This is a genomic window from Mesorhizobium sp. M0938 (genome assembly GCF_040319125.1).
Classification (GTDB): Bacteria; Pseudomonadota; Alphaproteobacteria; order Rhizobiales; family Rhizobiaceae; genus Mesorhizobium; species Mesorhizobium robiniae.
In genome coordinates this window covers 148,621-170,632 of the sequence record NZ_JAMYNS010000006.1, presented here as the reverse complement: position 1 = coordinate 170,632, position 22,012 = coordinate 148,621, and the positions used below count along the sequence as shown (strand labels likewise).

Here is a 22,012-nt window from a genome sequence, read left to right as displayed (position 1 = left end):
CGTTGCCGGTCAAAATCGACATTCTCAACAGCGAGGAAGAAGGATGGCAGCCAAACACACCGGCGCCCGGAGCGAACGCTCTCAACGGACAAGCGAGTGGCTCCAGCCAGCGGGAGAGCCGCGCAGCGAACCACCTCTCTCTCGGGAACGCATCGTGGCGGCCGCGGTAGAACTGCTGGACGCTCATGGGGTCGACGGATTGACGATGCGCCGGCTGGCCGATGCCCTCGGCTCGGGCGTGATGAGCCTATACTGGCACGTCGACAACAAGGAGAATGTCTTCGATCTGGCGCTCGACTCGGTGCTCGAATATCACGGGCAGCAAACAGCTCAGCAGGCTCAAGACTGGCGCGCAGAAGCCGTTCATATGCTCGAAGACTGGCGCGCCAGCATGCTGCGCCATCCTTGGTCGGCATCGCTGTTGCCGCGCCGCGCGCTCGGCCCGAACATCCTCAGCCGCCTAGAGTTGCTGAGCAAGACCTTGTCCAGAGCCGGTGTTGCGGACGCAGATCTGAACGTCGCGATTTGGTCGCTCTGGAACTATGTGATGGGCGCCACCGTCACCCGGGCAAGCTTCGACCTTTCGGACGAGGACAGGGCGGCAGCGCAGCAGCGCCTTACAAGTCTCAGCGAACGCTACCCGACAATCGAACGTTCTCGTCTGCTGCTGGACAACGATTGGGACGGTGCTTTCCGGCAAGGCCTCGGGTTCCTGCTCGATGGCCTTTCTCCAAGATAATGACTTCCTGACATGAACGCCGGTTCGAGCGCGGATTAGAAGGTGACGCGGCCGAGCACGCGCAGGCCGTCGTCTTGCGGCTCGACGATCACGGCTTCGCCTTCGCGCGGCGAGATGCCGGTGAGGGCCATTATGTTTTCCAGATGGGTGACCATGACCACATTGTCGGAGCCGGAATAATTGCGGATCTCGGCCATGATCGCCTCGAGCTGGGCGGCTTTCTCGCTCGCGTTGGTCTTCAACAGGTCAAGCGGCGCGAACGGTTCCGGCTCTGCTCTGAAAGCGATGCTAGCGGTGTCGAGGCAGCGGCAATAGCGGCTCGACAGCATGCGCTCGATGGGCGCGGCGCGGGCGGCGAACAGCGCGCCGATCTTGCGCGCCTGCTGCTTGCCACGCACCGAGAGGTTGACCTGGGTCGCACATTTCTCGATGTCGAAATTCGCCGGATCGGTGGCGCCGGTGACCATGGCATGGCGGAGCAGCACCACATGCCCGCCGTCGCGCAACAGCGCCCAGCCGGCTTCAGTCGCATGGGCCGCGGCGGGAACGACGAGCAGCAATAGAGTCAGCACAAATCGAAGCATCAGACGTCCTTTTCCGGCCACCGCAGGTGGGTTGCGGTGACCTGATATAGGGACGGCAAAGCCGGCTGAAAAACAAGGCATGACCGATCCCGGCTGTTTGCCAGCACAGGCCGCTTCGGAAGGCGGGGCGATTGCGCTGCAATCGCGGCTCGCCTATCAGGAGAAAAATGTCTCCACTCATCGAAACCGTCCTTTTTGTCTTCGGTCTTGTCGCGCTCGGCTATCTGGCCGGGCTCACCGGCTATTTGAAGGCCGAGGCGGGCGCGGCCATCGCCGAATTCGCCGTCGGGGTGGCGATGCCGCTGCTTCTGTTCCGCACCATGGTCAACGCCGATTTCCATGGCGCAGCGCCCTGGTCGTTCTGGGGAGCGTATTTTGCGGCGGCGGCCATCACGTGGGCCGCCGGCCATCTGGTCACCACACGGGTGTTCAGGCGCGATGCGCGCGCCGGCGTCGTCGGCGGCGTGTCGTCGGCGTTTTCCAATCTGGTCCTGCTCGGCATCCCGTTCGTGCTCGGCACATTCGGGCCAGATGGCTTCGAAGTGCTGTCGCTGCTGATTTCCGTGCATCTGCCGACGATGATCATGGCGTCTATCATCCTGTTTGAAATCTTTGGCCGTGGTGACGAGCACGTGCATCCGCTGCGCATCATCCGGCGCTTCCTTCATAAAGTGTTTTCCAATCCGCTGATCATCGGCATCCTGGCCGGATGGGTGTGGCGTTTCACCGACCTGCCATTGCCGGCGCTGGCTGTCCGGCTGGTCGACGCATTGGCCAACATCGCCGGACCGGTCGCGTTGTTTGCCATGGGGCTTGGCCTATGCCGTTTCGGCATTTCCGGCAACGTGCGGCCGGCGCTGGCGCTGTCGGCGCTGAAGCTGTTGCTGATGCCGGCGGTCGCACTCGGCCTGGTCTGGCTGCTTGGCTTGCCGCCGCTGTCGGCGAAGGTGGCGGTGGTGGCGGCCGCGCTGCCGTCCGGGGTCAATTCCTACCTGATTGCCACGCAGTTCAACACCGGTCAGGCATTGGCATCGAACCAGATGACCATCGCCACCGCATTTGCTGTCGTCACCACGGCCTTCTGGCTGACGGTGGTCGTCCATGTGTTTGGATAGCGACGTGTTTGGATAGCGACGTGTTTGGATAGCGGCGTGCTTGGATAGCAACTTGGGCGCAAAACCGGGTCTCGCTTTGGCTGGCCCAAACCCTATATGCCATCTTGCGATTGATTGCGGGGCTTGCCCTAGGTAAAGAGCAGTGGCTCCAGGCGTGCCGGCATCGATGCCGTTGCGCACGCCCACCAAAGAAATCCAGATACCGGCCCGTCAGTGCGCCGAACGGAGGCTAGACCATGCTTCAGAAAACCAGCCATTTCATGCGCCAGGCCAATCTCATCAATGGCGAGTGGGTGCAGGCCGACAGCGGCCAGACGGTCGACGTCAACAATCCGGCCACCGGCCTCAAGATCGGCACCGTGCCGAAGTCCGGCAAGGTCGAGACGCGCCGCGCCATCGAGGCCGCCGAAGAAGCTTTCAAGACCTGGCGCAAGACCACCGCGCTTGAGCGTTCGAAGCTGTTGCGCAAGCTGCATGACGCGATGATGGACAATCAGGATGTGCTGGCTGAGCTGCTGACCATCGAGCAGGGCAAGTCGCTGGCCGAATCGAAGGGTGAGATCGGTTCTGCCGCGTCCTACATCCTGTGGTTCGCCGAAGAAGGCCGCCGTACCTACGGTGACGTCGTGCCGTCACCCTGGGCGGACCGCCGCATCCTGGTGACCAAGGAGCCGGTCGGCGTCATCGCCGCCATCACGCCATGGAATTTCCCGTCCTCTATGCTGGCCCGCAAGCTCGGCCCGGCGCTTGCCGCCGGCTGCACCGCGGTCGTCAAGCCGGCGTCGCAGACGCCTTATTCAGGCCTAGCCTGGGGCGCGCTCGCCGAAGAAGTCGGCTTCCCCAAGGGCGTCATCAACATCCTGACCGGCGCCGCCGGCGAGATCGGCGACGAGATCTGCGCCAACCCTCTGGTCAAGAAGATTACCTTCACCGGCTCGACCGAGGTTGGCAAGATCCTGATCCAGAAGTCGTCGACGACCGTGAAGAAGGTGTCGATGGAGCTCGGCGGCAACGCGCCGTTCATCGTTTTCGATGACGCCGACATCGAGCGTGCCGTCACCGGGGCGATCACCGCGAAATATCGCAATTCCGGCCAGACCTGCGTCTGCACCAACCGCTTCCTGGTTCAGGCCGGCGTCTATGACAAGTTCGTTGAAAAGCTCGCCGCCGCCAGCAACGGCCTGAAGGTCGGTTCCGGCCTCGAGGACGGCGTGCAGCAGGGGCCACTGATCGACGAGAAGGCAGTCGAGAAGGTCGAGGAACTGATCGCCGACGCCACCGCCAAGGGCGGCAAGGTCGTGGCCGGCGGCAAGCGCCATGCGCTGGGCGGCTCGTTCTTCCAGCCGACGGTGATCGCGGATGCGACGCCGAAGATGCGCTTCATGAAGGAGGAGATCTTTGGCCCGGTAGCACCCGTGTTCAAGTTCGAAACCGAAGAGGAAGCGATCGCACTCGCCAACGACACCGAATTCGGCCTCGCCTGCTATTTCTACACTGGCGATCTCGGCCGCGCCTTCCGGGTCATGGAAGGGCTGAAATACGGCATGGTCGGCGTCAATGAAGGCCTGATCACCACGCCTGAGGCGCCGTTCGGCGGCGTCAAGGAATCGGGCCTCGGCAAGGAAGGCGGACATCAGGGCATCGAGGACTATCTCGACACCAAATATGTCTGCATCGGCGGCCTCGGCCTTTGATTGGGGCCGGTCTCTGATTGACTGGGGTCTGTTGACTATCGACAGACCCAAGCCGGCCCGAGAGGCCAGGCGGGAATCGATCAACCAACTGGCGTTTCGGGCATGGCGATGAAGGACGGCGAGGTCTTCGGCACGACGCAAGCGGGTGAGGCCGTCCGCCGCTTCACCATCCGCGGCGGCGGCCTCACCGCCAACATCATCGGGCTGGGTGCGATCATCCAGGATCTGCGCCTGGCCGGACACGATGCGCCGCTGGTGCTCGGCTATGACAGTTTCGAGCCCTACGAGACGGACACGGCTTTCTTCGGAACCGTCGTCGGACGCTATGCCAACCGCATCCGCGATGGCCGCTTCACCATCGCCGGCCAGCGCTACCAGACCGAGCGCAATTTCCTCGACAAGCACACGCTGCATGGCGGCTCGCAAGGTTTTTCCCACCGGCCATGGGAGGTTTCGCTGCACGGCAGGGATTTTGTCACCCTGACCCTGCATGATCCCGACGGCACGATGGGCTTTCCCGGCGCGCTCGACGTGACCTGCACCTACAGGCTGAAAATCCCCGGCACGCTCAGCGTCGAGATGAGCGCCACCTGCGAGGAGCCGACGCTGTGCAACCTCACCCAGCATTCCTATTTCAACCTGGATGATGGCGGCGCCGGCGACATCCTCGACCATCGGCTGATGCTGAACGCCGGCGCCTATCTTCCGGTCGACGGCGACCTGATCCCGACCGGCGTCGTGAAGCCGGTCGACGACACGCCGTTCGATTTCCGCCAGGCACGGCCGCTGCGCATGGAGAGCGAGGGCAAGCAGCTCCCCTACGACCAGAATTTCTGCCTTGCCTCGACGCGCGGACCGCTCCGGCAGGCGTCATGGGCACAAGGGGCAAATTCCGGCGTCGAGATGGAGCTCTGGACCACGGAACCGGGCGTCCAGCTCTATACCGGCCAGTATTTGGCGCCGCCTTTGCCGGGGCTTGGGGGACGTCATTACAAGGCCTTTTCGGGCTTCTGCCTGGAACCGCAGGTCTGGCCGGATGCGCCGAACCGGCCGTATTTCCCACAGGCCACGCTATGGCCGGGCCAGATCTACCACCATGTGACGGAATATAGGTTCAGGCTGCCTTACGCATGACCTGGAAGCCGGTACCGGATTTCACGGTGCTACCCTCGGTTCGGAAAGCGATCATGTCCGCCGTACAGGCATGTCCTGGCCGAGACAGCAGGTCCGCTCTAAGGAGCAGACGCTCCCAAGCGGACCTGAAGCCAATCAACGGTGTGGTACCTGCTTCGTCAAATGGCTTGGCCGCCGGACACTTCGATCCGCTGGGCATTCACCCAGCGATTATCCTCGGATAACAAGCTCGCGATCATCGGCCCGATATCGTCCGGCATGCCGACGCGGCCGAGCGCAGTCATTTCCGCGAACACTTTGTTGAGATCAGGCATGTCGCGGACGGCGCCGCCAAGGAAATCGGTTTCGATTGCGCCCGGCGCCACCGTGTTGACCGCAATGCCGCGGGCGCCCAACTCCTTCGCCATATAAACGCTAAGCACCTCGACCGCGCCCTTTACCGCGGAATAGGCGGCGAAGCCCGGGTACGACATCCTGGTGAGGCCCGAGGAGAGGTTTACGATACGGCCGCCGTCCGCGATCAGCGGCAGCAGCTTCTGGGTGAGGAAGAACACGCCCTTGAAGTGGACATTGACCAGCCGATCGAACTGCGCCTCGGTCGTCTCTGCAATCATTGCCATGTCGCCATGGCCGGCATTGTTCACCAGATGATCGAACGTCTCGCGCTGCCAGGTTTCGCGCAATGCCGCCTGCAGGCGCTCAGTGAAAGAAGCGAAGGTGGCAACGTCGCCGGTGTCGAGTTGCAGGGCGGCCGCTCGGCGACCCGTTGCCTGAATCTCTGCGACGACGGCCCGAGCGTCCTCGCTCCGGCTATGGTAGGTGAGCACAACGTCACCGCCGCGGCGTGCGATGCTGAGTGCGGTGTTGCGCCCGAGTCCGCGGCTGGCGCCAGTAACGAGGGTGATCTTGGTCATAGCCTGCTCCTTTGTTTGCACCACTGCTGTGGCCGCGCTGATATCGGCCCGGTGGGCAGGCTTTTGTTGCCGGAAGCGCGGTCGTTTTTGCCTAATCCTCCAAAACTCTTTGCGTGTCGGGCAGCAAAGGAATAGTTTCGGTCCATGACCGCGCTCCTCAATGCCGTCCGCCGCTATGCAGACGCCAATGCCGACCCAGACGGCATGGCGCACACCCCGGTACCGGGTCTCAACACGGTGCGGGCGACGGCACCCAGCGATCTGGTCTACGACATCTCCCGACCGCTTGCCTGTCTGGTGGTCCAGGGGAGCAAGCACGTTACGATGGGCACTCAGGGCTTCGCCTTCTCCGCCGGAGATTCGCTGCTGATCACGGCGGACGTGCCAACGGTGAGCCAGATCACCCGCGCCAGCACCGCAGCCCCTTACTATTCGCTGGTTCTGGAACTCGACCCGGCGGTCATCGCAGAGCTGAGTGTGCAAATAGGCGCCCAGCATATGGCCGACCACGCGCCCGTGCGGGTTGACCCGACTGACGCTGAGGTCGCCGACGCGGCCCTGCGTTTGATGCGGCTGCTCGATCGCCCGGCATCGGTCCCGGTGCTGCAAGCCCAGCTTGTGCGCGAGATGCACTATTGGCTGCTGGCCGGACGGCACGGGTCGGCGATCCGACGTCTGGGGTGGCCAGACGGTCACGTGCAGCGCGTGGCGCGCGCGGTCGCAGTGCTTCGGGCAGAGTTCGCGCGGCCTTTGCCGGTCGAGCGCCTGGCGGCTTTGGCCGGGATGAGTACGTCCTCATTCCACCAGCACTTTCGCGCGATAACCTCGCTCTCTCCCCTGCAATTCCAGAAGCAGTTGCGCCTGATTGAGGCGAGGCGGCTGATGCTATCGCAGGGAAAGACTGCGAGTAGCGCGGCATTCGCGGTCGGCTACGAAAGCGTGTCGCAGTTCACCCGGGAATATGGTCGTCTGTTCGGCCGGACGCCTGTGCGGGATGCCAAAGAAGCGAGAGGCAGAACCTTGGCCGCCGCTTGAGGCTCGATAGCCCGGAGGCGCAAAGCAGCCACGAAGCGCGAGCGGAGCAGCACCGTCGAGCGTTCGAGCGCAGAAGGGGATCACGGGCGAACGTGCGGCGCCTGTAATCGGCGAATTACATCGGAATGCCGCCACACTTGTTACTCCCACCCTCCGCTTTCCGGTGCCAAACTATCTCCACACCACAACGCGCGATGGGCAGCGAATGAAACGGCGCTTCAGTCACGGGCGCCGGAATTCGCCAAATCAGGAGGTATCGAAGTCATGACTGCATCAGCCAAGAACGGACGGACAAGCGGACAGCCCGCCATGCATACACCACCGGTCGTGTCGCCGCAGGCGTGGGAGGCGGCCCGCGAGCAACTGCTCGTGAAGGAAAAGGCCCAGACCCGCGCCCGTGACGCGCTGGCCGCCGAGCGCCGGCGGATGCCATGGATGGCGGTGGAGAAAACATATGCGTTCGAGGGGCCTGACGGAAAGGCCAGCCTGCTCGACCTGTTCGACGGTCGGCGTCAGCTGATCGTCTACCGCGCCTTCTTCGAGCCGGGCGTGTTCGGCTGGCCCGACCATGCCTGCCGCGGCTGCTCCATGGTGGCCGACCAGGTCGCCCATGTCGCTCATCTGAACGCCCGCGACACGACTCTCGTCTTGGTCTCGCGTGCGCCTCAGGCCGATATCGCGCGGCTGAAGGCGCGGATGGGGTGGGAGATGCCGTGGTTCACCCTGACAGACAGCTTCGACGCCGACTTCGGCGTGGACGAGTGGCACGGCACCAATGTGTTCATCCGTGATGGCGACCGCGTGTTCCGCACCTATCTTATCAACAACCGCGGCGACGAGCAGATGGGCGGCACTTGGAACTACCTCGACATCACGCCGCTGGGCCGGCAGGAGGCCTGGGAGGACTCGCCCGAAGGCTATCCTCAGACCCCGGCCTACAAGTGGTGGAACTGGCACGACAGCTACGCCGCCGACGCAACTCCCGACAAAAAATGGGTCGAGATATCGGATGCCGGAGAGGCGGCGTTCCGGAAGGCCAGCACGAAGGCGTGAGTAAGGCCTGTCCGGTGAATCGGGCGGACGGCGACGGTTTGGTCTGAGGGCCATCGATCCGCCGCCCGCTCCTGATCGCGTTCGGTAGTGAGTTTTACGGTCCCCGGTCTTGCGAACACCGGACGGATCTTCCGCGCGCTTTCATCACGCTTCTGCGGCGACGGCTTGCAGTTGCTCAGGGCGCTCCGCCGCTACTCATGCGGATTTGACGACCAAAAATGGGCGCTTGTGGGTAACCGGTCTCGCCCGGAATCTCGCGGCGGGAGCCGGACGGCCGACATAAAAGCCCTGGATTTCATCTATGTCGAATTCGCGGACAAGGCCCATCTGCTTGTCTGTTTCCACCCCTTCGACCAAGATTTTATGGCCGCGGTTTCGGACCAGCGCGATGATGTCTTGCAGCATCGCCTTGCCCCTTGGGGTGCCGCAGTCATGAAGAAACGAGCGGTCAATCTTCACGGTATCGAAGTCGATAAGACGAAGCCATGAGAGCCCCGCGAAGCCGGTGCCGAAATCGTCAAGCCATATCCTGATCCCAAGCAGCTTCAGGTCGCTGATGCAGCGAAGAATGTCGGAGTGCATCTCCATCTCCAGCCCTTCGGTGATTTCGAAGGCAAGCCTGCTGCCGGCTACGCCAGTCTCGCTCAAAATGCCTGCAACAGACGTTGCGAAGCCAGGCGTCTTGAGCTGAATTGGAGAGACGTTGACACTCACGACACGGATGTGATCGTCCACCAGGAGTTCAGCGCACACTGTCTTTATGGCCCAGCGCCCGAGTTCCAGGACCGCGCCAGTTCGTTCCGCGACAGGAATGAACAGGCCGGGAGGAACCGATGTCCCGTCCAGCATTTTGAGGCGCATCAGTGCCTCGACAGCTTCAACTCGGCCCGACGCAACATTCTGGATTGGTTGATAGACGAGTGAAACGAGATCCTGGCCAATCGCGATCTTCAGCAAAGCCGCAACGTTCTCGCTCTCATCGCTGCTCTGCGGATCGTTGGGATCGAACAGCCAAGTACAATTGCGACCGCCCGCTTTTGCCAGATAGAGCGCGCGATCGGCCTCGTAGATGATCTTCTCCAGTTTGGCGCCAGTCTGCGCCCTGGTGAACGCAGCCCCAACGCTCACCGTCACCACCGAGGTTCCATCTCTCCGGTGCTCGTGGGGAAGCGCCAGGTTCTGCACCGTGCTTCGAATGGCCTCCGTAATATCTGCGACCTGTTCTCTTTTTTCCATGCGGGCCAGGACAATGAATTCCTCACCGCCGTATCGGCCGATCGAGCCATTGTGCTGCTTGACCATATCGGCAAGGGCATTGGCGACAAGCACCAGGCAGCGGTCGCCCTCTTGATGCCCATAAAAGTCGTTGAACCTTTTGAAAAAGTCCACATCGATGAGGATCGCAACAAAACTGCTGCCAAATTTTTGCCAGTCGCTCCAATAGTCCCGCAGCTTCTCGTCGATCGCCCGCCGATTCTCCAGGCCCGTAAGCGGATCGGTTCTCGACAGACTCAACAGCGCCTGTCCGCGTTCGGTGGCTTCCTTGTGCTGGATTTTGGCTTCGAGGGCATTCAGGAAGACGTTGTAGCGCTCCTCGTTTAGCTTCCAGTTTACGTAAGATGTAAAGGTGAAGCATGATATGTAGAAGGTTCCAAATACCATTTTGTACGTCAGTGTGGACGGCACAAGATAATTTACGATATATAAAATTACCAGTATTATCGCTGAAGTTAGAATAGAAACACTGAATTTAAATGTGAAAAATAGATTAGCACTCATCATGAAGATGGTGCCGAATACCATGTAGTATGAGACACTTTCCTTGTCCGCGCCCATAACCGCTGGGCAAAGCCAGCCAACATAGCCAAAGATGATGGCTCCGGCGCAAGTCACGTCGATCCATTCCGTTGCGACTCCCCGGCGAAGTTGCGCCTCCAAGATCAGGAGCGCAGTCATTCCGACCGCGAAGCGTGCCGTGATCGTATAGATCGCCACATCCGGAATCAGCAGCAGATCCGTTGCCGAAAACATCAGATAGATGGCAACGGCGATCCAAAGCCCCGGCCTGGCGTCCATTCTTCGCTTCGCCTGGCCTTCCTTTCGGTAGAGGTTGCGAAGCTCGTCGGACCGCGGTTCGTAGTGCAGCTCGAACGGTTCCGCATCGGCAATATCCGCCAATGCAGGTGACGCGCGTTCGTTCGTCACGACAAATCCCGTTTGAACGGGGCTTGGTATTCCAAACTCATTTCTGGCTTCTGCCCCCACGCCGGCCGACTCCTCAGGCGCGACAGCGATTGCGGCGCCTCGCACACAATATGCAGTCGCGCAAATAGGCTTTCGTTAACTCGTATCGGGAATTCGACCCGCAAGGCGTCCAAAGAACTGGGATGGTTGGCGAAGAATTAACGACACCGTTAAAATGCCGAGGGTGTGTGTCTTGGCAAAGGTAAAATTTTACGCAATATCTAGCTAATATCTAGCTAATTGTAATTATGGAGTCTGCGGTGGCAACCATCCTCGATGGCAAAAGTCTGATCACTGCCGAGATGATCGCCGCCAGTCTCCCTCGAGGAAAGCTCGAGCCCCATCGCGAAGCGTTCGAAACCGTCCGAGCGGAGCTTGCGCTCGTACTCCACTCGACACACCAGCAAGTCGAACAACGAAAAGATCCCGCGGAGGTCATTCGTCGTCTGATGTCGTACCTCGACGCAACGCGTTCCAAGGTTCATCCGGACGTTTGGCAAGCATTGATACCGGTCGTGCAGAACCACCCGATCTTGGAGTACTTTCTCGAGGATCCGCTCACGCGGTGGTCCCATGACAAGCCCAGAGGTTATTCTGGCGACGCGCAGTTGCTCGACTACATCTATTGTGATCCGCACGTGGCCGAGAGCGTGGCCAGCGCCTCGGAGATCGGCAAGGCACTCTACAGCCACACCAAGGATGTACCGTCGTGCATCGCGGCACGGGAACGGCGCGATCTTTTGACCTGGTATGTCGATGAGATTGCGGCCAAGAATGGACCGCAGACCGAGGTCCTTGCGATTGCGGCGGGCCATTTAAGGGAGGCCAATCGCTCAGTCGCATTACGAGAGGGCCGTCTCAAGCGCTGGGTTGCGCTCGATCAGGATCCTCAGAGCGTTGGATTGATCACGCGAGACTTCCGGGGCACCGCGGTCGAGGCCATCGACGGCTCGGTACGGACCGTGCTTACGAGAGGCCACAAGCTTGGCAAATTCGACTTCATCTACGCCTCGGGCCTCTACGACTACCTTGCGCACAACGTCGCCGTGAAGCTCACGAAAACCTGCCTGCAGATGTTGAAGCCGAACGGGACATTCCTGTTCGCAAATTATGCAGAGGGCAATCCCGACGCCGGCTACCGGGAGACGTTTATGAACTGGGTACTGCTGCTGCGGTCGGAAGCCGATATGTGGAACATCATCAATGCCAGCGTCGACCGCAACACCGTCGAGGCGCAGGTGTTCTTTGGCGAGAATCGCAACGTGCTTTATGGCGTCATCGAAAAGCGCGGATAACCGCTGCCTTGGGCTGCAAGGTGCCGTCCATTGGCGGCAGCCATCCTGATTGTATTTTGTCTTAATCTTCGAACGCTGCCATTAACGTCTCGAACGGCGCCAGCGCGCCGCGCACCTGCACGACGCTTGCTGCGACGCGATGCGCGCGCAGCACGGCCTCGGTCGGGACATGGCCGGCAAGCCGGGCTGCGAGATAGGCGCCATTGAAGGAATCGCCGGCACCGGTCGTATCGACGGGCGCGGCGACATCCACTGCCGGAACGGGCCGTAGCGTTTCGTTGGCGGCGATCAGCGCCGGCTCCTCGCCGTTCTTGACGACGACTTCGCCGACCAACTTTCCCAGCCGTTGCGCGGTTGCCTGCGGCGCTGCGTCGCCGAACAGCATCTGCTCGTCGGGGAAGGTCGGCAGCGCGATGTCGGTGACCGCGAGTGCATCGAGGATCGCGGCCTGCGCTTCCTCGCGGTTGGGCCACAGCCGCGGGCGATAGTTGGGATCGAAGGCGACAAGCGAGCCGGCGGCGCGCGCCTTGGCCACGGCCGCCAGCAGCGTCTTGCGCGCGGCGGCATCCAGAATTGCCAAAGTGATTCCGGAAAAGTAAACAAGCGCTTGATTTTCAAGGCTTTTCGCCAAGGCGGCTGCGTCGGAGGCAAGCCGCCTTGCGGCGGCATCGCCGCGCCAGTAGGTGAAGGAGCGTTCGGCGCCGGTCAGCGTGATCGCATAAAGGCCGGGCCGGGCGCCCGATATGACCGGGCTGGCACCGATGCCGATGCCGTTTTGCGCGAAGAAACCGATCTGGTCGCGCGAGAACGGGTCGTCGCCGAAGGCCGACACATACGTCGCCGGCCGATCGCCGCTCAGCGCATGCAACGCCCACAGCGTGTTGAACGTGTCGCCGGCAAAGCCCATGCGCCAGTTCGGCCCCGTCTGGCCTGAAAGTTCGAGCATGCATTCACCGATCGAGGCGACGCCGTTTCCTGTCATGAATCTTCCTCCTAGTGCATGTCGCCCAAAAGTACGCGGCGGTTTTGGGATAACGACATGCACAAAACCAAAGACGCGGTGCTGTAGCTTTTTGCGGCCGGCAGCGCCATGCTTGGCGGCAGCAGATTTTGCGCCAGGTTCGTTTTCTCAACGGCGCGGCGGGACGCGATCTGCCCAGCGAGACGTTATCTCTGGAAGAGGAACCGGTTTGGCATCGTTATGGCGTTATGTTCTGGCAGGTCTTGGTCTGGCTGCCTTGCTGGCTGGCATTCTTGCCGCCGTCTACTTGACCGCGCCGCAAGCGCCGCAACGTGCGGTCTCCGAGATTGCCCGTTCGAAGAAGACGGCACACGGGTTATTCGTGGCCAGTTTCGAACCAGAGCGCGGTGTTATCAGGCAAGGCGAGCTGCAATCCTGGCTGCTGACCCTCAAGACAGGTGCGGGAACCCCGGTGGAGGGCGCCGCGATCACGATTTCCGGTGGCATGCCGCAGCACAGGCATGGTCTGCCGACCAGCCCGCAGGCGACCGACTATCTGGGCGACGGGAGCTATCGTATCGACGGGGTGAAATTCACGATGAGCGGATTGTGGCAATTGCATTTCGCCATTTCCGCGGCGGCCGGATCCGACACGGTCGTCTTCAATGTGCTGCTGTGAACTGGAGCCGCCCCTTGCGCCTTTTCGCGTTGCTGGCGACGGCCGTGATTGCCGGCTGCGGCAAGCCAGAGTTTTCCGATGCCGAAAAGAAGACCATCGCCTCGCTGGCGCTGTCGGCGCTGCCGCCGCTGAAAACCGACACCACCAACCGCTTCGCCGATGTGCCGGCTGCCGCCGCGCTTGGTTCGACGCTGTTTTTCGACGTCGGAATGAGCGGCGACGGTAAGGTTTCCTGCTCGACTTGCCATAAGATCGACCGGCAGTTCCAGGACGACCTGCCGCAAGCGGTCGGCGTCGGCCGCACCAACCGGCGCACAATGCCGCTGGCCGGCGTGGCGCATGATCCATGGTTCTTCTGGGACGGGCGGCGCGACAGCCTTTGGGCGCAGGCGCTGGCGCCGCTGGAGAATCCGCTGGAGCAGGCGGGCAATCGCGCCGCCTACGCGCATTACATCAAGGCGCGTTTCGGCGAGCGCTATGAGCGCATCTTCGGGCCGCTGCCCGACCTTTCGACTGTGCCGGCCAATGCCAGCCCGCTTGGCAACAATGCCGAAAAAGCGGCGTGGGGCACGATGACCGAAGCGCAGGCCGAGGGTGTCAACCGCGTCTTCGCCAACATCGGCAAGGCGATCGCCGCCTTCGAGCGGTCGATCGCGCCGCCGCAGACGCGCTTCGACCGGTTCGCCGCTGTCTTGGCTACCGGTATACAGCCGCAAGGCGCCGATGCCTTTTCGCCCGAGGAAATCCTCGGGCTGAAACTGTTCATCGGCAAGGCCAATTGCGTGACGTGCCACACCGGTCCGCGCTTCACCGACGGCAGTTTTCACAACACCGGCGTGCCGCCGGTTGCGAATTTGCCGCCGGATCGCGGCCGCACAGACGCAGTGGCGCAGGTCGAGGCCGACCCGTTCAACTGTTTCGGCGCCTTTCGCGATGGCGATGCCAGCGCCTGCGGCGAGTTGCGCTTCATGGTCAAGGCCGGGCCGGAACTCATCCGCGCCTATAAGACGCCGTCGCTGCGCGGCGCCGCCACCCGCCCGCCTTACATGCATGCCGGCCAGTTTTCCTCGCTTGACGAGGTGGTGGCGCATTATTCGAAGGCGCCGGCGAGTGTCGAGGGTGTGTCCGAGGTCCACCCGCTGCAGCTTTCGGACCGCGAGCGCGCGGCGCTGGTGGCGTTTTTGAAGACGCTCGTACCCACCTGACACAAGAAGTCCGGCTCGGGATTCCCCTTGGCTGGACGCGAAGGAGCGGCATTTGTTTGGGCCAACTCAGTCAGTCACCGTCGTGAGAAGTTCGAGTACCAGTTCCATTCCCACGTTCTGCCTGCATCAGCGGAGAACGCCCGGCTGTAAATCGGGGTTTTCGGGCTGCGCTTATTCCAGTGGAATTTCACGATAACGTCCTTGCCGGCCACAACCTCACGGCCGAAGAATTCGCCTTCGTCGCCATTGAACGAGCCCACCTTTCCGTCGTCGAGTTTGCCCGCGTTGCTGTCGGCCCAGTAGATCGTCCAGAGACGCGTCTTTGGATCGAACAATCGCACGGTGAGGCCCTCGAACGGTTTTCCTCCCAACTCCGTATGAAAAATATCGAAGTTGCCCAAACCCACTAGGATTTGGCGGAACTCCTGGGTCGCGTCGAATTCCTCCCACTCGTCGCTGCCGGCCAGCGGTTCCTTCAACGTACGATTTCTGATGTTCCAGTTGCCCACCAAATAGTCGAAATCATTTTTGGGCGACGTCTCGCTCGCCTTTATCGCAAGTTTCCCGTCCGATGAAAGAGAGAACGCACTCATCTACTTTTCCTTTGGATCGACGTCGTGCCAGCACTCCCATCGCCGCGGACATGACGAATGTATGGGCGTTTCTTCGATGACTGCGGCGCGCTTCGCATGTCCGATCGTGGCAACAATTGGATGGGACCCAACAGCGCGTCATGATGCACGCCGCCGTCACCTCCATGTTGCAACGCGTAAGCCGAAGACCCGTTCCGGGCAGGATCCGCTTCGGTTAGCTCCGCCACTCCGTCGCGAAGTCGCGTTGCTCTACTACCGATCCTTCACCGTCTCCATAGCCACGAAGGTCGAGGTCTGGGCGACGTGGGGCAGGGCGGAGATGCGCTCGCCGAGCACGCGGCGATAGGCGGCGATGTCGGTGGTGCGGACCTTCAGCAGATAGTCGAAACTCGACGCCATCATGTGGCACTGCTCTATCTCCGGCACCGCCTGCACGGCGCGGTTGAAGGCGTCGAGCGCGGATGAGCGGGTGTCCGACAGTTTCACCTGGACGAAGGCGACATGGCCTTCGCCCATCCGTTCGCGATCGATGATCGCCTGGTAGCCCCTGATAAAGCCGTCCTTCTCCAGCCGCTTGACCCGCGCCTGCACCGGCGTCTTCGACAGGCCGACCTTTGCAGCGAGTTCCGACATGGAAAGCCGGCCATCGCGGGCCAATGCCGAGAGGATGTTCCTGTCGATGCGGTCCAATTGGTCTTCGGTCATCGATTTCATGGTTCAATTGAGGGAAATCAGGCCATATGATAGGTCAATTGACCTGTCCTGTCGATTTCTTTGGAACGACTGAAATTTGGCTTTGTGCTAGCTTGCGCCATTCGGTCCGGTGATCGCCGGCCCGCTCCCTGATGCTCGCTTCATAGGACCGCCATGCCAGCGCTCGAGCCCATCCGCCAGCAGATCCGTGCCAATTATCTGCCCGACGAAGACGAGGCGGTGAAACGGCTGGCCGAGGCGACGGGGCTGTCGACAAAGGACCGCAACGCGATCTCGGCCCGCGCCGCCGATCTGGTGCGAGCGGTACGCGGCTCGACCGATCCAAGGCTGATGGAAGTTTTTCTCTCCGCCTACGGCCTTTCGACCAAGGAGGGCGTGGCGCTGATGTGCCTCGCCGAGGCGCTGCTGCGGGTGCCCGACACCGAGACGATGGACGATCTCATCGCCGACAAGATCGCGCCGCATGACTGGTCGGCGCATTCGGGCGACTCGAGCTCGATCTTCATCAATGCGTCGACATGGGCGCTGATGCTGACCGGCCGGGTGCTTGACGAAGGCGAGGGCGGTATCGAAGGCACATTGCGCGCCATGGTGCGCCGGCTGGGCGAGCCGGTCATCCGCAAGGCGGTCGCTGCCGCCATGCGCGAAATGGGCGAGCAGTTCGTGCTCGGCCGCACGATTGCCGAGGCCGTCAAGCGCGGCCGGCCGATGACCCAGAAAGGCTATCTCTATTCCTTCGATATGCTGGGCGAGGCGGCCCGCACCGAGGCCGACGCCTTGCGCTATCACAAGGCCTATGCCGACGCCATCTCGTCGCTCGATGCCGGCGCCAACGGCCCTGATATCCGCCAGAACCACGGCATCTCGGTCAAACTTTCGGCGCTGCATCCGCGCTATGAAGTGACGCAAAAGGAAAAGATGCTGCCCGTCATGGCCGAGCGGCTGTTGTCACTGGCGCTGGCGGCGCGCCATTCGCGCATGGGCCTCAACATCGATGCCGAGGAGGCCGACCGCCTCGACCTGTCGCTCGACGTCATCGAACGGGTTCTGGCCGAGCCGGAGCTTGCCGGCTGGAACGGTTTTGGCGTCGTCGTCCAGGCCTATGGGCCGCGCGCCGCCTTCACCATCGACTGGCTCTATGCGCTGGCGAAGAAATACGACCGCACCATCATGGTGCGCCTGGTCAAGGGCGCCTATTGGGACACCGAGATCAAACGGGCGCAGATGCTCGGGCTCGACGGCTATCCGGTCTTCACCCGCAAGGCCAACACCGACGTCTCCTACCTGGCCTGCGCGAAGAAGCTTTTGTCGATGACCGACCGCATCTATCCGCAATTCGCCACCCACAACGCCCACACCGTCGCCGCCATCCTGTCGATGGCGACGAACCGTGATTCCTTCGAGTTCCAGCGCCTGCATGGCATGGGCGAGGCGCTGCATGAGACGGTGCGCCGGGCCGAGGGCACGCGCTGCCGCATCTATGCGCCGGTCGGCGCCCATTCCGACCTGCTTGCCTATCTGGTCCGCCGGCTGCTCGAAAACGGCGCCAACTCCTCCTTCGTCCACCAGCTTACCGATGAGGAGGTCGAGCCGGAGGATATTGCTCGCGACCCGCTTGAGACCGTCGAGAAACAGGGTCCCGCCGCCAATCCGGCGATCACCCGACCGTCGGCGATCTTCGGTGCTGCCCGCCGCAATTCTAAGGGGTTCGACATCACCGATCCGGTGACGCTCGCCGCCATCGACAAGGCGAAGACCGAGTTTGCCGGCCCGGACCGCTGGCACGCCAAGCCGATCACGCGGGCCGCCGGCTATGGCAAGCAGCGTCCGGTGGTCAATCCGGCAAAGCCCGACGAGGTGGTCGGCACGGTCAGCGAGGCCACCGCCAAGCAGGTCGCGACCGCCGTGCGCATCGCGGTGGAGGCGCAACCGGCATGGGCAAGACGTGCCGTCGCAGAGCGCGCCGCCATCCTCAACCGCGCCGCCGATCTCTATGAGGCCAACGCCGTCGAATTCTTTGCGCTCGCCAGCCGCGAGGCCGGCAAATCGCTGGCCGACGGCGTCGCCGAAGTGCGCGAAGCGGTCGATTTCCTGCGCTATTACGCCGCCGAAGCGGCCAATGCCGAACCAGGCACGGAAGCGCGCGGCGCGATCGCCTGCATCTCGCCGTGGAATTTTCCGCTCGCCATCTTCACCGGCCAGATCGCGGCAGCACTCGTCACCGGCAATTCGGTGATCGCCAAGCCGGCAGAACAGACGCCGCTGATCGCCTTCCGCGCCGTCGAATTGCTGCGCGAGGCCGGCGTGCCGGAAGATGTCATCCAACTTCTGCCCGGCGACGGCCCCTCGGTCGGCGGCCCGCTGACATCGGATCCGCGCATTGCCGGCGTCTGCTTCACCGGCTCGACCGAGGTCGCCAAGCTGATCGAAAAGCAACTGGCCGAGACCGCCGCGCCCGACGCGATGCTGATCGCCGAGACCGGCGGGTTGAACGCGATGATCGTCGATTCCACCGCACTTCCCGAACAAGCGGTGCGCGACATCCTTGCCTCGGCCTTCCAGAGTGCCGGCCAGCGCTGCTCGGCGCTGCGCGTGCTCTATGTGCAGAAGGACGTCGAGAAGAAGATGCTGGAGATGCTGAAGGGCGCGATGGAGGCGCTCAGCGTCGGCGATCCTTGGCAGATCTCCAACGATGTCGGCCCGGTCATCGACGACGAGGCGCAAAAATCGATCCGCGACTATTGCACCAAAATGGGTTTGCAGGGCCGGCTGATCGCCAAGCTCGAAGCGCCGAATGATGGCCGCTTCGTGGCGCCGCATGTCTTCCGGGTCAAGGGCATCGAGGAGATGGAGAGCGAGGTGTTCGGGCCGGTGCTGCATGTCGCCAGCTTCGACGCCGACGAGATCGATGCGGTGATCGCCGCGATCAACCGCAAAGGTTTTGGGCTGACCTTCGGGCTGCACACCCGCATCGAAGGCCGCGCCCAGCACTTCGTCGACGGCATCCATGCCGGCAATATCTATGTCAACCGCAACCAGATCGGCGCCGTGGTCGGTTCGCAGCCGTTCGGCGGGGAAGGGCTTTCCGGCACCGGCCCGAAGGCCGGCGGGCCGCATTATCTCAGGCGCTTCCGCAAGGGGCCGCAGGCGGGCACGCCTGTTCTTGACGGCCGCAAGGTGACGGCGACAGAGCTTGCCGACAATCTGCCAGACCCAGCGCTTGGCGGTTGGTCGTCGCGGGCGGACCGCGTTGCCGTGCTCAGGAAGCATCTGCGCGGCAAGGGTGCTGCGGCCATCGGCGCCGCCGCCAGCATCGATTTCGGCCAGGTCGATCTGCCCGGACCGACCGGCGAGGCCAACACGCTGTCGCTGTCGCCGCGCGGCTGTGTGCTGTGCCTGGGACCGGACGCCGACACGCTGCTTGCCCAGACGATCCAGGCGCTGGCGGCCGGCAATGCGGTGCTGGCCGTCGCGCCGGGTGCGCCGGCTGCACTGTCGTCACTGACCGGCAAGGGCCTGCCGCTGGCGGCCATCGACGGGCGTCCCGACCCGGTCGAGGCACGCGCGCTGCGTGTCGACGCCGTCGCTTTCTCCGGCACGCCCGAGGCCGCACGCATCGTGCGCAAAGTCATCGCCGATCGTGCCGGCCCGATCGTGCCGCTGGTCAGCGAAGTGCTCAATCCGGCGGCTTATGCTCATGAAAGGGCTGTCTGCGTCGACACCACGGCCGCGGGCGGCAATGCCAGCCTGCTGGCGGCGGCGTAAGGCGGCCGGGCTCGTTCATCGCGGGCAGGAGATTGGCGAAGGCTGCGGTGACAGCCGATCTCCCCACTTGTGGGGGAGATGTCCGGCAGGACAGAGGGGGGCGTGAAGGATCGCCGGCTTTGCTTTTTCTGCCCACCATGCGCCGAACGTTGCGGCTGCAAATTGATCGAGTCGTGAGCGTCAGGTTCTGCAAAAGAGTCATGGCGGGAGCGGGCATGCCTTTGATCGGCAGGCCGGCGGGACAGCGCCCCCCTCTGCCCTGCCGGGCATCTCCCCCACAAGGGGGGAGATCGGCAGCTTCGCCGATGGCACCCGTCAGGGCGCTGCGGCGATCGTTCGGCAAAGGCCCGAAAAACCATAGGTCGCCTGAGAGTGCTTACGCGCCCTCGACGACCGAAAAGCCCTCGAATTGCGGATGGCCGAGATAGTGCACCTTGCTGGTGCCGGTATTGCGGTGCGCGGCGCGGAAATTCTCGGATTTGGTCCAGGCGACAAAATCCTCATGGCTCGCCCACACGGTGTGCGAGGCGAACAGCGTGTAGCCTTCGGCCTCGTTGACCGGACCGCGCAGCAGATGAAATTCCTTGAAACCTTTCATTTCGGACAGGCTGGAATCACGGTTCTTCCAGACGTCCTCGAAGGCGTCCTCAGACCCGTTCTGGACCCTGAAGCGGTTCATGGCGATGTACATTGGCTGTCCTTTCAGGATTGGTGAATTGTGACGGTAGATGGAAACGACGAGGCGACGACTCTCAAAACGGACCGATCGCGCCTGTAAACACCAGATTGTTGCCGACCTTTGTCGGGATGGGAGGGAAGGGAGCTGCCTTCCGCACGATGCCGAGCACGGCCTGATCGAAATCTTCCGAACCAGAGCTCTCTAGGATGCGCAGCTCATTGATGCCGCCACGACTGCCAATGACGAATGTGACAATTGCATTGTTGCGGACAGTTGCTTGCACCGACGGCGGGACGCCGCGATTGACGCGGCTGAGCTTTCTTATGACGTCGCTGCGGTAGCTGGATTCCACTGCGATGCCTGCTTCATTTTGTTTCTTGCCCTTACTCGCCGCCTGAGCAGTGCGGTCCTGGCCATCTGCCGTGCCGCGCTTCTCATCAGCTTCGCTTGTTCTTGAAGGGCGCGCGGCGGGACTTGGTCTGGCGCTGGGGATCGGCGGCTGCCCGGCAAACGCAGGCGCCTCGGTGCTTTCTGTCTGAACAGTCGGCTGTACTGGGGTCTTCGGGGCCGCGCTCTGGTCATCGGAGACCCCCGACGCCAATATGTCCGGCATGGCCGCCAACTGTTTGACAGCTTCCGGGGAAGGCTCAAGGGGCGGCTTCGTCGCTTCCTTGGTGGGCTGAGGAGGCTTTGTTGGCGGCACCGGCTTCTCGGCCTTTGCCGCCGCTGGTTTGGTCGGCTGCGGATTCGGCACCAAGGTGACCTTCATTGCCGGCGGTTCCCGATCTAGCGCGCTGCCGACCACGTTGGCGCCCGACTGATCGCTGCCTTCCGGCTGAGTGTCATCCTGGAAGTCAAATGTCCCGGCCGGCGAGAACAGGAAAACCGCCGCCACCGCGGCGTGGAGAAGGCAGGAAGTTACAATCGCCAGCGCCCATTTGCCGTTCCGGGCAAATGGCGTCGCCTGTGCCAGCGGTTCGGTCGGTGCTATGGCCGGCTCGCCAACGTTAGGGAAGGGACTGATTTCCTGCATATCGCGGAACGGAAACTGCCGCGGCCCGCTTGTCAAATCAAGATCATTTGCCCCCAGCGGCAACAGACCGGCCAAAGGCCATGCCACGGTGTTCCGTCCGACGGCAGGCTCCAGTCCCACTGTCTTTTCAGACCCCGAAAGCGATGCCGGTCTTGGTCTCGGTCTTCAATTTGCGCATGCAAGCGTCCGGCTCGATGCCGGTGCCGGCGCATTCGGTCGCGCCGTTGATTAGCACGCGGCTGACCTTGGCGCAGTCCGCGCCGGCAAGATCGAAACGCGTCACCTTGGTCTTGCCCGCCGGCAGGTCCTTGAAGTCGAGCACGGTCAGCCGGTCGACGACGCCGGCCTCGTTGAACAGCGCGATCTCGAATGCAGCTTTCGAGAGATCGGCGCCGAGAGTGTTGTTGACCACGAACGTCAAACGGCAGCCCTTGTCGGAGGGTTGTGCACCGTTGAGTTCAAGCGTGAGACCAGGGGCCGGCGCGGACTCTTGCGCCCACGCCGGACCCATCACAAGCGGCATTGCCAGCACCGAGGTCAGCAGGCGAAGCGATGCCGTCAAGCTTGCCATTGTCG

19 protein-coding genes are annotated in these 22,012 nt (G+C 62.5%); 10 read left to right on the top strand and 9 right to left on the bottom strand.

Annotation, left to right across the window (positions count from 1 at the left end):
- The first annotated feature begins 43 nt into the window (after positions 1-43).
- Positions 44-739, top strand: coding sequence for a TetR/AcrR family transcriptional regulator (locus NKH73_RS12730; RefSeq protein ID WP_352931809.1), 696 nt, complete (start codon positions 44-46; stop codon positions 737-739).
- 35 nt (positions 740-774) lie between these two features.
- Here the strand turns inward: NKH73_RS12730 and NKH73_RS12725 are convergent, their stop codons facing one another.
- Entirely contained in the window at positions 775-1,323 is a 549-nt protein-coding gene (locus NKH73_RS12725; RefSeq protein ID WP_352931807.1) for a histidine phosphatase family protein, read from the bottom strand.
- Positions 1,324-1,490: 167 nt separating this feature from the next.
- Here NKH73_RS12725 and NKH73_RS12720 point away from each other — a divergent pair, with 167 nt between their 5' ends.
- The 3 genes from NKH73_RS12720 to NKH73_RS12710 all read left to right on the top strand — a co-directional run bounded on the left by NKH73_RS12720 (position 1,491) and on the right by NKH73_RS12710 (position 5,266).
- The gene (locus NKH73_RS12720) at positions 1,491-2,438 is read left to right on the top strand and encodes an AEC family transporter (protein ID WP_352931805.1); all 948 of its coding nucleotides are present in this window, start codon (positions 1,491-1,493) and stop codon (positions 2,436-2,438) included.
- Positions 2,439-2,674: 236 nt separating this feature from the next.
- The gene (locus NKH73_RS12715; protein WP_352931804.1) at positions 2,675-4,132 is read left to right on the top strand and encodes an NAD-dependent succinate-semialdehyde dehydrogenase; all 1,458 of its coding nucleotides are present in this window, start codon (positions 2,675-2,677) and stop codon (positions 4,130-4,132) included.
- 102 nt (positions 4,133-4,234) lie between these two features.
- Positions 4,235-5,266, top strand: a complete 1,032-nt coding sequence (locus NKH73_RS12710; RefSeq protein WP_352931803.1) for an aldose epimerase family protein — start codon at positions 4,235-4,237, stop codon at positions 5,264-5,266.
- Positions 5,267-5,424: 158 nt separating this feature from the next.
- On the opposite strand, the gene NKH73_RS12705 is transcribed toward NKH73_RS12710, so the two are convergent.
- Positions 5,425-6,180 (bottom strand): SDR family oxidoreductase, encoded by a 756-nt coding sequence (locus NKH73_RS12705; protein WP_352931802.1) that lies wholly within the window; start codon positions 6,178-6,180, stop codon positions 5,425-5,427.
- Positions 6,181-6,324: 144 nt separating this feature from the next.
- Between NKH73_RS12705 and NKH73_RS12700 the strand changes: the two genes are divergently transcribed.
- Positions 6,325-7,215, top strand: coding sequence for an AraC family transcriptional regulator (locus NKH73_RS12700; RefSeq protein WP_352931801.1), 891 nt, complete (start codon positions 6,325-6,327; stop codon positions 7,213-7,215).
- Between the two features lie 264 nt (positions 7,216-7,479).
- Positions 7,480-8,268 (top strand): DUF899 domain-containing protein, encoded by a 789-nt coding sequence (locus tag NKH73_RS12695; protein WP_352931800.1) that lies wholly within the window; start codon positions 7,480-7,482, stop codon positions 8,266-8,268.
- 195 nt (positions 8,269-8,463) lie between these two features.
- On the opposite strand, the gene NKH73_RS12690 is transcribed toward NKH73_RS12695, so the two are convergent.
- The gene (locus tag NKH73_RS12690; RefSeq protein WP_502893908.1) at positions 8,464-10,473 is read right to left on the bottom strand and encodes a putative bifunctional diguanylate cyclase/phosphodiesterase; all 2,010 of its coding nucleotides are present in this window, start codon (positions 10,471-10,473) and stop codon (positions 8,464-8,466) included.
- Positions 10,474-10,772: 299 nt separating this feature from the next.
- Between NKH73_RS12690 and NKH73_RS12685 the strand changes: the two genes are divergently transcribed.
- Positions 10,773-11,807, top strand: coding sequence for a class I SAM-dependent methyltransferase (locus tag NKH73_RS12685; RefSeq protein WP_352931799.1), 1,035 nt, complete (start codon positions 10,773-10,775; stop codon positions 11,805-11,807).
- Between the two features lie 61 nt (positions 11,808-11,868).
- Here NKH73_RS12685 and NKH73_RS12680 read toward each other — a convergent pair whose 3' ends face one another.
- Positions 11,869-12,789, bottom strand: a complete 921-nt coding sequence (locus NKH73_RS12680; protein WP_352931798.1) for a sugar kinase — start codon at positions 12,787-12,789, stop codon at positions 11,869-11,871.
- Between the two features lie 208 nt (positions 12,790-12,997).
- Here NKH73_RS12680 and NKH73_RS12675 point away from each other — a divergent pair, with 208 nt between their 5' ends.
- Both NKH73_RS12675 and NKH73_RS12670 read left to right on the top strand, forming a co-directional pair.
- On the top strand, positions 12,998-13,447 hold the full coding sequence (locus NKH73_RS12675; RefSeq protein ID WP_352932244.1) for a FixH family protein: 450 nt from the start codon (positions 12,998-13,000) through the stop codon (positions 13,445-13,447).
- A 14-nt stretch (positions 13,448-13,461) separates the two neighbouring features.
- On the top strand, positions 13,462-14,652 hold the full coding sequence (locus NKH73_RS12670; RefSeq protein WP_352931797.1) for a cytochrome-c peroxidase: 1,191 nt from the start codon (positions 13,462-13,464) through the stop codon (positions 14,650-14,652).
- Positions 14,653-14,726: 74 nt separating this feature from the next.
- Here NKH73_RS12670 and NKH73_RS12665 read toward each other — a convergent pair whose 3' ends face one another.
- The gene (locus tag NKH73_RS12665) at positions 14,727-15,245 is read right to left on the bottom strand and encodes a hypothetical protein (RefSeq protein WP_352931796.1); all 519 of its coding nucleotides are present in this window, start codon (positions 15,243-15,245) and stop codon (positions 14,727-14,729) included.
- 252 nt (positions 15,246-15,497) lie between these two features.
- A complete protein-coding gene (locus NKH73_RS12660; protein ID WP_352931795.1) occupies positions 15,498-15,950 on the bottom strand; it encodes an Lrp/AsnC family transcriptional regulator in 453 nt (150 codons plus the stop codon).
- 162 nt (positions 15,951-16,112) lie between these two features.
- On the opposite strand from NKH73_RS12660, the gene putA reads away from it, so the two are divergent.
- On the top strand, positions 16,113-19,724 hold the full coding sequence (putA, locus tag NKH73_RS12655) for a bifunctional proline dehydrogenase/L-glutamate gamma-semialdehyde dehydrogenase PutA (RefSeq protein WP_352931794.1): 3,612 nt from the start codon (positions 16,113-16,115) through the stop codon (positions 19,722-19,724).
- Between the two features lie 376 nt (positions 19,725-20,100).
- Here the strand turns inward: putA and hmuQ are convergent, their stop codons facing one another.
- The 3 genes from hmuQ to NKH73_RS12640 form a co-directional block, all read right to left on the bottom strand.
- A complete protein-coding gene (hmuQ, locus tag NKH73_RS12650) occupies positions 20,101-20,415 on the bottom strand; it encodes a heme-degrading protein HmuQ (RefSeq protein ID WP_352931793.1) in 315 nt (104 codons plus the stop codon).
- Positions 20,416-20,476: 61 nt separating this feature from the next.
- On the bottom strand, positions 20,477-21,511 hold the full coding sequence (locus NKH73_RS12645; RefSeq protein ID WP_352931792.1) for a TonB family protein: 1,035 nt from the start codon (positions 21,509-21,511) through the stop codon (positions 20,477-20,479).
- Positions 21,512-21,563: 52 nt separating this feature from the next.
- Positions 21,564-22,007, bottom strand: coding sequence for a hypothetical protein (locus NKH73_RS12640; protein ID WP_352931790.1), 444 nt, complete (start codon positions 22,005-22,007; stop codon positions 21,564-21,566).
- Positions 22,008-22,012: the final 5 nt, after the last annotated feature.

What these genes read in the sequence shown, in the direction of transcription:
- NKH73_RS12705 (WP_352931802.1), bottom strand. Translation starts at nt 6,180, where the DNA reads ATGACCAAGATCACCCTCGTTACTGGCGCCAGCCGCGGACTCGGGCGC.
- NKH73_RS12730 (WP_352931809.1), top strand. Translation starts at nt 44, where the DNA reads ATGGCAGCCAAACACACCGGCGCCCGGAGCGAACGCTCTCAACGGACA.
- hmuQ (WP_352931793.1), bottom strand. Translation starts at nt 20,415, where the DNA reads ATGTACATCGCCATGAACCGCTTCAGGGTCCAGAACGGGTCTGAGGAC.
- NKH73_RS12665 (WP_352931796.1), bottom strand. Translation starts at nt 15,245, where the DNA reads ATGAGTGCGTTCTCTCTTTCATCGGACGGGAAACTTGCGATAAAGGCG.
- NKH73_RS12640 (WP_352931790.1), bottom strand. Translation starts at nt 22,007, where the DNA reads ATGGCAAGCTTGACGGCATCGCTTCGCCTGCTGACCTCGGTGCTGGCA.
- NKH73_RS12700 (WP_352931801.1), top strand. Translation starts at nt 6,325, where the DNA reads ATGACCGCGCTCCTCAATGCCGTCCGCCGCTATGCAGACGCCAATGCC.
- NKH73_RS12720 (WP_352931805.1), top strand. Translation starts at nt 1,491, where the DNA reads ATGTCTCCACTCATCGAAACCGTCCTTTTTGTCTTCGGTCTTGTCGCG.
- NKH73_RS12725 (WP_352931807.1), bottom strand. Translation starts at nt 1,323, where the DNA reads ATGCTTCGATTTGTGCTGACTCTATTGCTGCTCGTCGTTCCCGCCGCG.
- NKH73_RS12660 (WP_352931795.1), bottom strand. Translation starts at nt 15,950, where the DNA reads ATGACCGAAGACCAATTGGACCGCATCGACAGGAACATCCTCTCGGCA.
- NKH73_RS12680 (WP_352931798.1), bottom strand. Translation starts at nt 12,789, where the DNA reads ATGACAGGAAACGGCGTCGCCTCGATCGGTGAATGCATGCTCGAACTT.
- NKH73_RS12715 (WP_352931804.1), top strand. Translation starts at nt 2,675, where the DNA reads ATGCTTCAGAAAACCAGCCATTTCATGCGCCAGGCCAATCTCATCAAT.
- putA (WP_352931794.1), top strand. Translation starts at nt 16,113, where the DNA reads ATGCCAGCGCTCGAGCCCATCCGCCAGCAGATCCGTGCCAATTATCTG.
- NKH73_RS12695 (WP_352931800.1), top strand. Translation starts at nt 7,480, where the DNA reads ATGACTGCATCAGCCAAGAACGGACGGACAAGCGGACAGCCCGCCATG.
- NKH73_RS12710 (WP_352931803.1), top strand. Translation starts at nt 4,235, where the DNA reads ATGGCGATGAAGGACGGCGAGGTCTTCGGCACGACGCAAGCGGGTGAG.